Origin of the sequence: Streptomyces sp. NPDC014727 (assembly GCF_043083485.1) — a bacterium.
Lineage (GTDB): Bacteria > Actinomycetota > Actinomycetes > Streptomycetales > Streptomycetaceae > Streptomyces.
The window spans coordinates 1-12,822 of record NZ_JBIBYR010000046.1 but is presented as its reverse complement, the minus strand read 5'-3'; the positions used below and the strand labels follow the sequence as shown (position 1 = coordinate 12,822).

At 70.4% G+C, this 12,822-nt stretch carries 8 protein-coding genes; 7 read left to right on the top strand and 1 reads right to left on the bottom strand.

The genetic code is table 11. The features are described from left to right. Nucleotides 1-9: 9 nt before the first annotated feature. The gene (locus ACF1B9_RS36200; protein WP_391745253.1) at nucleotides 10-1,032 is read right to left on the bottom strand and encodes a LacI family DNA-binding transcriptional regulator; all 1,023 of its coding nucleotides are present in this window, start codon (nucleotides 1,030-1,032) and stop codon (nucleotides 10-12) included. Nucleotides 1,033-1,200: 168 nt separating this feature from the next. Between ACF1B9_RS36200 and ACF1B9_RS36195 the strand changes: the two genes are divergently transcribed. From ACF1B9_RS36195 to ACF1B9_RS36165, 7 genes are all read left to right on the top strand, one after another. Continuing rightward, entirely contained in the window at nucleotides 1,201-2,472 is a 1,272-nt protein-coding gene (locus ACF1B9_RS36195; RefSeq protein ID WP_391745254.1) for an extracellular solute-binding protein, read from the top strand. Between the two features lie 65 nt (nucleotides 2,473-2,537). Then, a complete protein-coding gene (locus tag ACF1B9_RS36190; RefSeq protein WP_391745256.1) occupies nucleotides 2,538-3,428 on the top strand; it encodes a carbohydrate ABC transporter permease in 891 nt (296 codons plus the stop codon). Further along, nucleotides 3,425-4,333 carry a carbohydrate ABC transporter permease gene (locus tag ACF1B9_RS36185; protein WP_391745257.1) on the top strand — a complete coding sequence of 303 codons (909 nt, stop codon included), beginning with the start codon at nucleotides 3,425-3,427 and terminating at the stop codon, nucleotides 4,331-4,333. Before ACF1B9_RS36190 ends, ACF1B9_RS36185 begins: the two co-directional genes overlap by 4 nt. Then, a complete protein-coding gene (locus ACF1B9_RS36180) occupies nucleotides 4,330-6,990 on the top strand; it encodes a hypothetical protein (RefSeq protein ID WP_391745259.1) in 2,661 nt (886 codons plus the stop codon). The genes ACF1B9_RS36185 and ACF1B9_RS36180 overlap by 4 nt, the downstream gene beginning before the upstream one ends. 137 nt (nucleotides 6,991-7,127) lie before the next feature. After that, on the top strand, nucleotides 7,128-8,831 hold the full coding sequence (locus tag ACF1B9_RS36175; RefSeq protein ID WP_391745261.1) for a class I mannose-6-phosphate isomerase: 1,704 nt from the start codon (nucleotides 7,128-7,130) through the stop codon (nucleotides 8,829-8,831). Next, on the top strand, nucleotides 8,828-9,745 hold the full coding sequence (locus ACF1B9_RS36170; protein WP_391745262.1) for an ROK family protein: 918 nt from the start codon (nucleotides 8,828-8,830) through the stop codon (nucleotides 9,743-9,745). The genes ACF1B9_RS36175 and ACF1B9_RS36170 overlap by 4 nt, the downstream gene beginning before the upstream one ends. A gap of 59 nt (nucleotides 9,746-9,804) precedes the next feature. Next, the gene (locus tag ACF1B9_RS36165) at nucleotides 9,805-12,639 is read left to right on the top strand and encodes a discoidin domain-containing protein (protein ID WP_391745263.1); all 2,835 of its coding nucleotides are present in this window, start codon (nucleotides 9,805-9,807) and stop codon (nucleotides 12,637-12,639) included. Nucleotides 12,640-12,822: the final 183 nt, after the last annotated feature.

Genomic DNA, 12,822 nt, shown 5'->3' with positions numbered 1-12,822 from the left:
GCACATGCGTCAGGTCGGCACCTCGCCGGAGCCGCGGGCCTTCAGGCTGACCGGGACGACCACCGTCTGCACTGGACGGTTCGGGTCTGCGATGCGTGCGCGCAGCAGCTCCACGGCCGTCTGGCCGATCGTGGTCGTCTCCTGGGCGACCACGGTGAGGGCCGGCTGGAGGAGGTCCGCGAGAGGCACCTCGTCGAACGCGACGATGGCCAGCCGGGACGCCTCGCCGGGACCCAGTTGCCGCAGGACGGTCAGGGTGGTGTCCATGTTTCCCGTGACCAGGGCCGTGGCCGCCTCCGGTCCGCGCAGTGCGGTGTCCAGGGCGGCCGCCACGCGCTCGGGAGTGATCTCGCCGGGGTGCACCAGGCCTTCGACCGGCTGGCCGTGGGCACGCAGCGCGGCGCGGAAGGCGTTCGCTCGTTCCCGGCCGGAGAAGACGCTCTCGACGTCGCCGACGTAGGCGATGCGCCGGTGCCCGTGTTCGTGCAGGTGGTGGAAGGCCATGCCGATGCCGGAGGCGTTGTCGGACATGACGCAGTCCACGGAGATCCCTGTCATCGGGCGGTCCATGGCGACCATGGGCATCCCCGCGTCGAGCTCCGGCCGAAGGTAGCCGTGGTCCTGGGCGTAGGGCTCGACGATGATGCCGTCGAGGCGCTGACGGCACATCGAGACGATGATCTCGTGCTCCCTGGCCGCGTCGGAGTCGGTCGACGCGGCGAGCAGCGTCAGGTCCGCCTCGCGGGCGGTCCGCTCGATGGCGGCCAGTGCCGGGTGGACTTCGGCGATACGCCGGACGGCCGCCCCGATCGCGCCGGTGACGCCGGTGCGCAGCTGCCTGGCCCGTTCGTCCGGCCGGAAGTTCAGCGCGGCGATCGCGGCCTCCACCTTGGCGGCGTACTCCGGCCCGACAGTCGGGTCGCGATTGACCACCCGGGAGACGGTGCGCAGCGCCACCCCGGCCTCGCGTGCGACGTCCAGCATGGTCGCCCGCTTCGGCCGCCCCCCGTTGCCGCCCCGTGCTGGGCTCATCCGACTTGCTCCTTCTTGTACCTGTAGGTCGATATCAGATCGACCCTTGACACATTCCAGCAACCAAAGATTATCCTCGCGATAACGTTATCTCGAAGGTGTTCGGCGTAGAACCTTCCCCGGTCCGCCCCCACCCTCGGGTCACATCCACTCCTCCAGGAGACCTCCATGCGGCACCACCGTCTCACTGCTGCCTGCCTCGCCGCAGGGCTGGCCCTGCTCACCGGATGCTCGGCCTCCACGCCCGGCGGCGCGGAGGGTGGCGCCGCCCTCACCTACATGACCTTCGAAACTCCCAGTCTGACCGCGAAGTTCTGGGACACCTCGATCGCCGACGCGCAGAAGCAGGTCCGGGGCCTGACGGTCAAGAAGATCGTCGCGCCGGGTGACCGGGACACCTACGCGAAGCAGCTCCAGGCGTCAGGACAGTTCCCCGACCTGCTCCAGTCGATCACCCCCTCCACGTTCGTCACGGCCGGACTCCTCAAGCCGTACGACCAGAAGTGGGTGGACGCCAACTTCCTGTTGCCGAAGGGCAACGCGTACAAGGGTAAGGTCTACGTCCCGCCGACGAACTCCCAGATCATCCCCGAGGTCTTCTACAACAAGAAGCTCTTCGCCAAGGCGGGCATCGCCGCCCCGCCGAAGACCTGGGCGGAGTTCATGTCGGTCTGCGCCAAGCTGAAGGCGGCCGGCATCAACCCCGTCGAGCTGGGCGGTGGCGACCCGTTCTCCGCGTCGATGCCGCTCGTCGGCATCCTGTCCGCGGATGTCCTGGGCAAGAACCCGAACTGGCTCCAGGACCGCTACGCCGGCAAGGTCAAGTTCACGGACGACAACGTCAAAGCGGCGGTCGCCAAGTACCGCATGATGGTCAAGGAAGGCTACTTCCAGGACGGCGCTCTCGGCGTCAAGTACGCCGACTCGATCACCAACTTCACGTCGGGCAAGAGCGCGATGTACATGATGGGCAGCTGGTTCCTCGGCTCGGTGCCGAAGGACCGCGCGGACGACTTCGGGGCCTTCCTCACGCCGACCGAGGACGGCTCGCTCGTCGTCCCGTTCGCGATCGGCGGTTCCATGGCGGTCAGCGCCAAGGCGAAGGACACAGCCAAAGCGACCGCCTTCGCCCAGGCGTGGTCGCTCGACCCGAAGAACCTCAAGGTCCTCGTCGAGGGTGACGGCGCGTTCCCGATGCTCAAGGGCAAGACTCTGCCCGACTACGACGTGAACGTCACCAAGGTCTTCGAGGACTCGTTCGCCTACGTCACCGACGAGAACACGAAGGTCTCCGCCTTCGGCTGGGCGAGCGGCGACGACTCCCTGCCGTCCGGGCTCAACGACGCCTTCTACGCGGCCAGCCAGGCCCTGTTCACCTCCGACGACATCGACGGCGAGCTGGCCAAGCTGGACGCCGCCTGGGACAAGGCCACCAAGTAAGCCGGGACCCGGGGCCGGGCTGCCCCCGACCCGACCCCACCCCTCAGAACAGCAAGGGAAACGCCATGACGTCCCGAGTCCGCTCCCGACGCGGCGATCCGGCCCTCGGTGCCATCGCCCTCACCGCCCTCGGGCTCTACGCCCTGTTCGTCCTCGTCCCAGTCGTCATGAGCGCCTGGAAGAGCCTGACGGACGAGAACCCCCTGATGGCCCAGGCGAACTTCGTCGGTCTTTCCAACTACACGGAAATGCTGGGGGACGACGCCCTGATCGCCAGCGTCGGCTTCACGCTCGTCCTGGCCGCCGCCGTGACGCTCGTCGCCAACGCCGCCGGCATCGGCTTCGCGATGCTCCTCAACAAGACCTCGCTGAGTTTCCGGGTGATGCGCACCCTCGCCTTCCTGCCGCAGGTGCTGTCCGGGGTCATCGTCGCCTTCGTCTGGCGCTACATCCTGGCCAAGGACGGCATCCTCAACGACTTCCTGCTCACCCTCGGCATCATCGAGCGGCCGATCGTCTGGCTCGGCGACCCGCACCTCGCGATGTTCTCCGTCGGACTCGTGACCGCCTGGGTGCTCACCGGCTTCACCACCGTCGTCCACCTGGCCGCGCTGCAGTCCATCCCGGTGGAGCTGTACCAAGCCGCGATGGTCGACGGAGCCCGCCGGTGGCAGCGGTTCCGCCACATCACCTTCCCGATGCTCGCCCCCGGCACCACGGTCAGCGTCACCATCTCGCTCATCACGGTGCTCAAGCTCTACGACATCATCACCGTCCTCACCGCAGGCGGTCCGGCCGATTCCACCCAGTCCACGGCCCTCTACATCATCGACGTCGCCTTCACCGAGAACCGGTTCGGCTACGCCTCGGCCGTTGCCATGGTGCTCCTGGCCCTCTCCGCGGTGATCGCCCTGACCGTGACCAACCTGCTGCGCCGCCGGGAGGTGGAGCTGTGACCGCATCGATCCTCCAGGACCAGCGACAGCGCGAGGGCCGCACCCCCGACCCCGTGGACACCGGCCGACGCGCCGACCGAGGCCGGTGGAAGGGCCGGGGCCACCTCGCCGCGGCCGGACTCATCACCTTGGCGTTCGTCAGCCCGATCTACCTGACCCTCGTCAACGCCTTCAAGACGCAGGACCAGATCGTCCAGAACCCGGTGGCGCCCCCCGCGCCGCCGACCGGGCAGAACATCACGGACGCCCTGAGCCGCCCCGATCAGCTCATCCAGCTGGGCCTGATGAACTCCGTGATCACCGTCGTCGTCTCGGTGCTCCTCATCATCCCGCTCGGCTCCGCGTTCAGTTTCTGGCTGTCCCGCCGCTCGGCCCGGCTCCAGAAGATTGTCCTCGCATGCTTCGCGGCCGGTCTGATGGTCCCGCCGGCCGTCGTCCTGCTGCCGACGATCCGCATCCTGACCTTCCTGCACCTGGACCACACCTACGCGGGACTGATCCTGTCCAACGTCAGCGGCGGCCATCTCGCTTTCGCGGTCTTCGTCTACTCCGGCTTCCTGCGGTCCATCCCCCAGGAGGTCATCGAGGCCGCGACCGTGGATGGCGCGGGCCTGCTGCGCACCTGGTGGCAGATCATCATGCCGCTGATGCGGCCGGCCACCGCGACGGTCACCATCTTCCTTTCCCTGTGGATCTGGAACGACTTCATGAATCCGCAGTTCATCCTCGGCCCCCTCCAGGGCCAGACCATCACCGCCGGGCTGTACCAGTCGCTCGGCCAGTACACGACGAACTACGCCCAGCTGTTCGGCGTGATGCTCCTGGCCGCGGTCATCCCCGTCGCCGGATACCTCGCCCTTCAGAAGCAGTTCATCGCCGGACTCACCTCGGGAGCCACCAAATGACCGCCGTCACCACAGCCGACGCCGCCGAGCGCACGGCCCCGCGGGGGTCCGGCGTCCCCGACCTGGACGACGTCTCCGGGCAGTGGGTCGGCCTCGACGAGCTCGCGCACCTCCCGTCGCTGCGCAACCAGCAGGGACAGGGCCATGTGAACCACGACCTGAGCAGTATGTCCTGGCTGGTCGCCGCGCCCTACACATTCGGCTACCACACCGGCGAACTCCGCGTGGACGGACGGACACCGGCCGCCCAGCGCTTCCGGTGGAAGCCCTGGGGAGTCACCCGCGAGCACCGCGGCGACGGGCTGCTCCTGAGCACCGACACCCGGATGGCGCTGTCGCGGGACCTGCTGCTGTGGCGGATCACGGTCACCAACGAGGGCCCCGACGCCCGGACCGTCGAACTGTCCCAGGACCTGTACGCAATGGTCGCCCACACCGAGGTCGGCTTCGGCTGGCTGTACGACGTGCCGTGGAACCACGGCAACCACCACGATTTCATGGCGCTGGAGCGCGTCCGCGCCACCACCGCGGGCCGCCACGACTCCTCCATGCTGTCGCCCGCAGCCCGGTTCCTCCGCTTCGGCAAGCCGCGCGTTCCCGGGATCCAGCGGGACGAGGACCCCGGTCCGATGGTCATGAACGACGAACTCCCGCCGCACTTCAGCCCCGACAAGGAGCCCGAGCCGCGCGTCGGCGTGACCGGGGCCGTCCGTGCCGTCGAGGTCGTCGCCGACGACGGCGACGTCATCCTCCGGTCCGCCGCGCCGATCGGTCTCACCGTCGACGGCGAGACCAGACTGGACGCCTTCACGGCCGCCGCCGGACAGACCGTCTCCTTCGAGCTCCGCCTCGACGAGGCGGACCAGACCGGCACCGTCCTCACCCACGGCAACCACCCCGACTCCCTCCAGATCGGCATCGAGAACGGGCGCCTGTGGATCGGCATCACCGGGGAGCGCGAGTCCACCTCCGTCGCTCCCGCGGTGGGGGAGTGGCACCGCATCGAAGCTCGCATAGAGGCCGACCTCGTCGTGCTGCGGCTCGACGGCCAGGAGATCGCGCGCACTGGGCACTGGGCCGACGCACGCCGCTGGACCTCCCGCCTGGACCACGGCACCATCGCCATCCAGGACACCCGCTCGCCGGCCGTCGCCGTCTACGCCTTCGCCGACGAGCCCTCCGCCCTCGACATCGCGGGCGCCGGGGGCCGCGCCACGTGGAGCCGCCGGATCGAGCCCGGCGCGAGCGCGACGATCGGGATCGTCTGCGCGTACGGCACCCAGCCGAACGCCGTCGCGGCCGAGGCCCGCAGCGCCGCCGGCGCCTTCGAGCCGACGATGCGCGCGGGGGAGGACGGCTGGCGGCAGCACTGGCACCACATGTTCACGCCGGGCAACCCAGACTTCTCCGGGCACCTGCCCGCCTTCAGCGCCGACGACCCGGGGCTCGCCGACACGTACTACCTGGGCGCGCTCCAGGTCCTCTACATGCGCAACACCCGCATCAGGCCCGGAGAGCCGGTCTTCCTCACCGGAGGCCCCCGGCTCGGCCCGACGACCACGTACTTCTGGGACCACTCCGAATGGAGCCGGATGTACGCCCTGCTGGAACCGGCGGGCATGCGCTCCTGGTTGCTGCGCCTGCTGGCGGGACCGTACCGGGACTCCTTCGGCATCGAGGCGCGTGGCGGGTTCCCGCTCGGCAACGCCTACAGCGCCAACGACTGCGCCCTGTTCCGGCTCATCGAGCACTACGTCTGTGTCACCGGTGACAGCGCGTTCCTTGACGAGCGGACCGGCGAGACGACGGTCTTCGAGCACCTGGAGCGGATCGCGCTCGGCTGGCGCGAGAAGCGCCGCACGGCCACCGGCGGTGTCCTCGCCGACTTCGGCGACGACGCCTGGAACCTGCTGGAATGTGTCCCCTCCTATACCGGGGTCGTCGCCGGCTTCAACGGCGCCTACGTAGAGTCCACCCGGGCCATGGCCGCCCTGTATCGGCAGCGTGGGCGTCACGAGGACGCCGACCGGGCCGAGGCCGAGGCCGGCGAGCTGACCGCGGCACTCCTCGACCTGTACGCCGGATCGGGCCGCTGGAAGATCCGGCGCCCCGACGGGACCGACACGATCGGGCACATTCTCGACTTCGGCCTGGTCTCCTCAGCCCTGCATCACGACCTGACCGACGACATGCGCCGCGAGATGGCGGACTTCGTCGGCGAGCATCTGCTCACCGGCGGCTGGATGCGGGCGCTGAGCCCGGACGAGCCGATTGCCGCCGTTTCGGACCGGCCCGATCACGGCGCCGCCGGCGCTTTCTGCGCCTGGCCGGGCGTCACCGCCCACGGCCTCGCCAGGCTCGGCTTCCGCGACCGGGCGATCTCGCTCCTGCGTGATCTCACCGCCGCCGCCTCCGGAGGCGTGTGGGGCCAGGCCATGGAGATCGTCACCGGACCGGACGGGCGACCGCGGGCGCGCGTTGCCGAGCACGGTGTGTCCAACCGCGACTCCATCGCAGGCGCGGCCGGAGCCGAAGCCGTGCTGTCCGCCCTGTTCGACATCAGCCCGTCATTCGCCACCGGTGGCCCCGGCCGACTGCCCGAGACCTTGAGCGTCGACGGCGTCGGAACTCTCACCGGCATCCGCTCCGGCCGCTGACGGCACGGTCGGTCTGACCTGATAGTACGAGCGGGTCCGCTCCGGCCGGCGGTACGCCGCCGGCCGGAGCGGACAGCAGCGAAACCTCCCTCCCCTCCTGAACCACCCTGTCCGACCCCAGAAGGGCTGTCCTCGCCATGCCTGCGGTTCGCAGTTACGAAGCCGACCCCTGTCACACCATCACCGGTGACGTCCGCACCGGATACCGGTCCGCGGTGGCAGGCCTCGCGCCGGGACAGGTGCTAGCCGTCGACGGACCGGTCGCCGTCGACTGGGACGTTCTCGCCACAGAGCTCGGCGACGCGCTGGCCGCCTGTGAGCTCGCCATGAAGCAGATCGACCTGCGCGAACACTTCGCCTCGTGGCAGGACATCCTCACCCTCACCGCGTCGGCGGAGCTCCACGACGACCCGGACTTCGCGCCTCTGTCCCGAGCGGGCCTGACTGACTTCTTCGGTGAACTCCCGCAGCCCGAGTCCACTGCCGACGCCGTGACGGTCGTCCTCGGCCCCGGCGCCGCCCTGGTCGCGCACGACACCCTCTGGTACGCGGACCTGCCGAAGCGGTACGCGGAGGCCCAGATCACCACCGGCACCGGCCGGAACCTCGGGCAGCCGGCCGGTACGGGGGCGGGCACCACCCGCCGTCTGTTCTACATCGACTGGCCCGTGCTCGACCGGCACCGCGACGCCATCCTTCGCGACATCGACCTCTGGCTCGACACCCAGGACTCCCGGACACCGGCCTGGCTCGGCGGACCCTCGCTGCGCGAGGCGATGGCCGGGCTCGCCGTACGGCCGTTCCGGACCCGGCCCACCTTCAACACCACCTCGTGGGGCGGACACTGGGCCCAGGAGGAACTCGGCTTCAACCGCGACGCCGCCAACACCGCGCTCGGCTACGAGCTGATCGCTCCGGAGAGCGGCATCCTTGTGGGCACCCCGGACGGCCCGCGTGCCGAGCTGCCCCTGCAGGCGCTGGTCCACCTGCACCCGGAGGAGGTGCTCGGGGCGCCCGTGACCGCCACGTTCGGCACCTCCTTCCCGATCCGGTTCGACTATCTCGACACCGTCGGCGGCGGCAATCTGTCCGTCCACTGTCACCCGCAGTCGGACTACATGCAGCGGGTGTTCGGCTGGCCCTACACACAGCACGAGACCTACTACATGATGGTCGGGGGCCAGGACCGTCAGGTGTTCCTCGGCCTGCGGGAGTGCGCCGACCTCGACGCGTTCCGGCGCGAGGCGGAACGGGCGTTCCACGACGGCGTACCGTTCGACATCGAGCAGTACGTCCAGACCTTCCCCGCCGATCCGCACCAGCTCTTCCTGATCCCTGGCGGTACCCCGCACGGCAGCGGGGAGGGCAACGTCGTCCTGGAGATCAGCGCGACCCCGTACCTCTACAGCCTCCGCTTCTACGACTGGCTGCGCAAGGACGCCGAGGGCAGGCCGCGTCCGGTCCACGTCGGACACGCCTTCGAGAACCTCAACCCCGAGCGGTCGGGCGAGGCCGTGGCGCGTGAGCTTGTCCAGGAACCGCGGTTCCTGCGCTCGGGCGACGGCTGGAGCGAGGAAGTCATTGGCCGGCTTCCGGAGATGTTCTTCGAGGTCCGCCGCATCGAACTTGCCGCGGACGGCGCCGTGGACGACGCCACGGACGACCGCTTCCACGTCATCAACGTCGTCGAGGGCGACGGGGTCGCCGTGGAGACGGACGGCGGCCACGTCCTCGACCTGGCGTACGCCGAGACGCTGACGATCCCGGCCTCGGTGGGCTCCTACCGCGTGCGGGCGTTGGGCGAGGGGCCGGTGCGCTACGTGAAGGCGCTCGTGCGATGAACCCGGACGACGACGGCCTGATAGCCGTGATGGACGTCGGCGGCACACATGTGACCGCCGCGTGCGTGGACATGGAGTCCCGGAGCCTCGTGAGAGGGCAGTCGTTCCGGGAGCCTCTGGACGGTGACGGAACCGCCGCCGAGATCGTCGCATCGCTGGTGCGCTGTGCCCAGCGCCTGCCCGGCAGCGGCGCGAGCCGGTGGGCCATCGCCGTACCCGGCCCGTTCGACTACGGACGCGGGGTGGGACGGTACGAGGGGGTGGGCAAGTTCGACACCCTCCGCGGCTTCGATCTGCGCGCCGCCCTGACGGAGCGGCTGCCGGGCGTCCGCGACCTGACCTTCCACAACGACGCGGACGCTTTCGTCTGGGGCGAATGGTGGACCGGCGCGGCGCACGGGTACCGCTCGGTCGCCGGGATCACCCTCGGCACCGGGGTCGGCTCAGGCTTCGTCCGGGACGGACACATGCTCCGCGAGGGTCCGGGAATCCCGCCCGAGGGATGCGTCCACCTGCTGGAACACGAAGGCCGCCCCCTGGAGGAAACCGTCTCGCGGCGCGCCCTGCGGCGGGCCTATGCCCATGCCACCGGGGACACGTCGGCCGACGTCCAGGAGATCGCCGAGCGGGCACGACACGGCGAGCGCACCGCGCTCGCCGTCCTCACCCGGGCGTTCCGCGCGCTGGGCACGGTCATCGCGCCGGTCCTCGCGGCAGCCGAGGCCGAAGTGCTCGTCGTCGGCGGATCCATCGCCGGGGCCTGGGACCTCATCGCCGAACCACTGGGGGCGGGCGTCGCCGGGGCCGGGCCGGCCGGGTCCCGGCCCCACGTCCTCGTACCTGCCGACCACCTGCTCGAGGCACCCCTGCTCGGGGCCGCCCGTATGGCGGCGGAGGGGGCCCTCGGGTCCTGAGGTCCTCTCCTTGCACCATCCCCGAAAACCGTGCGCAACCGTTAGGAGAGTGAAGGCACATGAACTATGAGCATGAGGACAAGGGACGTCCTGGCCGCCGTTCTGTTCTCGCCGGCGCGGTCGCGGTGGCAGCCATGGCCGCTGCATCCTCCGCCCCCGGCTGGGCGGCGACCGCGAAGCGCCCCGGTGCCGTGCCGGCCGGGCCCGCGACGGAGGCCGAGCGGTGGGCGGCGCTCCGGACGAAGCTGTCCGGCTTCACCGCCGAGTGGAGCGACCAGGAGTACAGCGGCTCTGTAACGGACGGCATGCCGAAGACGGCGCTGCTCGGGAACGGCGATGTGGGCGTGACCTCCGGTGGCAGCACCGGAGTGAAGACCTTCCACATCTCCAAGGGCGACTTCTGGACCGCGCACCCGGAGCCCCGGCCCCTGCCGGTCGGCGGTGTGACAGTGAAGGCCGCAGCACACGCGGGCGACACGGACCTCGCGTCCGGCGCCACGGCGACGGCGAGCAGCGTGCACAACTCGTTCACCCCCGACCGCGCGGTCAACGGCGCGTGGGGCGCCGGTTACGAGGGCTGGGTGTCGGCCGTCGGCAAGCCGCAGTGGATCGCCCTCGACCTCGGCGAGCAGCGGACCGTCGCCCGGTACGTCGTGCGCAACGACTCGGCGGCGCGTCCCGGGAACGAGGCGAACGACGCCAAGGACCTGCGGCTCCAGAGCAGCACCGACGGCACGGCCTGGACCGACGTCGACACGGTCACCGGTAACACGGCCGCGGTCGTCGACCGGGATCTCGCGGCCCCGCTCACCTCCCGCTACCTCCGCCTGCACATCACCGAACCCACTCAGGGCACCACCACCGACAGCGTGCAGAACCCGCGCGCCCGCATCGGCCAGATCGAGCTGTACGCGGCTCCGAAGGGCGACACCCCCGACCCGGGAGCCTTCCACGAGGCCCAGCACATCCTTGACGCGCGGATCACCACCTCGGTGGTGATGGCCGGTGTCCCGCTGGACATGGAGACCTGGCTTTCCGCGGACGAGAACACCCTCGTCACCACGGTGACCTCACGCGGCGCCGGAGACGTGGAGCTGGCCGTGCAGACCTGGGCGGGCGCCGCCGGTGGTGGTTCCGGGTACCCCGCGACCGCCGGAGCCGACTCCGGGACCGCGTGGGCACGGCGCTCCACAGCCGAGGGCGGCGCGTGGGTTTCCCACGCCGCACTGGCAACCCGGGTGCTGGGGGCCGCGGCCGTCGGGGCGCCCACGGTCTCGGGCGCGACCGCCACGACCGGCTTCACCCTTGCCGCCCGGAGCACGGCGACGATCGTCACCTGCATCGCGGGCGGCGGCCGGAACCCGGCCGGCGTCGAGAGCGCGGCGGTCGCGGCAGTCGCGGCCCAGTCCCTCAGCGGCGTCGCCCAGACACAGGCCCGGCACCTCGACTGGTGGAAGCGGTACTGGCTGGCCTCCGGCGTCGACCTCGGCCGCCCGGTCCTGGAGCGCTACTACTACGCGGCCCAGTACTTCATCGGCGCCGCCAGTCGCCCCGGCCGGATCGCCCCCGGCCTCTACGGCATCTGGACCACCACCGACCAGGCGATGTGGCACGGCGACTACCACCTCAACTACAACGCCATGGCCCCCTTCTACGGCGTCTACTCCAGCAACCGCCCCGAACTCGCCCTGCCGTTCCACGACGCGATGCTCGCCTACGTCCCCGAGGCCCGGCGCCGCGCCCAGCAGGACCTCCGCCGGGTCAACTCCGACTATGTGGCGCAGCGGTTCCCCTCCGGCGGGGTGCCCGACGGCCTCCTCTTCCCGGTGGGCATCGGCCCGTACGGCTCGACCACCGACGACACATACTGGCAGCAGGTCGGCAACTCGCTGTTCGCCGCCTCCCAGTTCTGCGCGTACTACGCCCACACCCAGGACGTGGACTTCCTCCGCGACAAGGCGTTCCCCTTCCTGAAGCTGGTGGCGGAGTTCTTCCGGCACTGGCTGGAGTGGGACCCGGCCACCCAGCGGTACGCGCTGTGGAGCGGGCCGCACGAGGGGACCTGGGGCAAGAACTCCTCGCCCGACCTGGGCATGCTCAAGCAGACGCTGAGCACCCTGATCGACGCGAGCCATGTGCTGGGCACGGACCCGCAGAAGCGGGTGCGGTGGCAGAACATCCTGGACCACCTGCCGGCGCAGCCCACGACCACGTACCGGGGTGCCACGGTCTACGCGCTGGCGGAGCCCGGCTCGATGCAGGGCGACACCCGTGACATCCGGCCCGGCGACAACACCGTGAACCTGGAGTTCATCCACCCCGGCGAAATCCTCGGCATCACGTCCTCGGACCAGGAACGCAGGATCGCCGTGGACACCATCGACGTTATGAACTCCTGGCGGCAGATGAACAGCTTCCCGAAGGTGTTCACGCAGGCCGCTCGGGTGGGCTACTCCGCGTCGCCTTTGATCCAGCACCTCGAGGACGTCGTCAAGCAGTCGACGGCGGCCAATCTGCGGATCGACGACCATTACCACGGCATCGAGAAATCGGGCGCCACCGAGGCCATCAACAGCATGCTGGCGCAGAGCTTCGGCGGGGTCGTGGTCGTCTTCCCCGTCTGGCCCACCGACCAGGACGCCGCCTTCGACCGCCTGCTGCTGCCCGGCGCCTTCGAGACCTCGGCCGCGCTGCGCGGGGGCACCGTCCGCTACGTCCAGGTGACCAGCAGGGCAGGCGGATCCCTGCGGCTGCGCAGTCCGTGGCCGCGGAAGAAGACCGTCGTCACCGACGGACGCGGAAAGCACGTCGGCCACACGGTCGACGACAACGGTGTGATCACGGTGCCGACCACACGAGGCAGGACGTACCTGCTGCGGCCGGCCACGAAATGAGACCACCCTGGGGTGGGGGGGGGGGGGGGGGGGGGGGGGGGGGGGGCGGCGCCCCCCCCCCCCCCCCCCCCCCCCCCCCCCCCCCCCCACGCCGCTGACCATCGCGGGCGAGGTCGTCAGCGGTGCGCGCCGCCCCCGGCGGAGAACAACGGCTCCGGGGCGGGCGCCCCGACCAGTACCCGC

Bases quoted from the DNA above. Each gene is read 5' to 3' on its own strand.
- ACF1B9_RS36200 (WP_391745253.1), bottom strand. From the start codon at position 1,032: ATGAGCCCAGCACGGGGCGGCAACGGGGGGCGGCCGAAGCGGGCGACC.
- ACF1B9_RS36195 (WP_391745254.1), top strand. From the start codon at position 1,201: ATGCGGCACCACCGTCTCACTGCTGCCTGCCTCGCCGCAGGGCTGGCC.
- ACF1B9_RS36165 (WP_391745263.1), top strand. From the start codon at position 9,805: ATGAACTATGAGCATGAGGACAAGGGACGTCCTGGCCGCCGTTCTGTT.
- ACF1B9_RS36190 (WP_391745256.1), top strand. From the start codon at position 2,538: ATGACGTCCCGAGTCCGCTCCCGACGCGGCGATCCGGCCCTCGGTGCC.
- ACF1B9_RS36170 (WP_391745262.1), top strand. From the start codon at position 8,828: ATGAACCCGGACGACGACGGCCTGATAGCCGTGATGGACGTCGGCGGC.
- ACF1B9_RS36175 (WP_391745261.1), top strand. From the start codon at position 7,128: ATGCCTGCGGTTCGCAGTTACGAAGCCGACCCCTGTCACACCATCACC.
- ACF1B9_RS36180 (WP_391745259.1), top strand. From the start codon at position 4,330: ATGACCGCCGTCACCACAGCCGACGCCGCCGAGCGCACGGCCCCGCGG.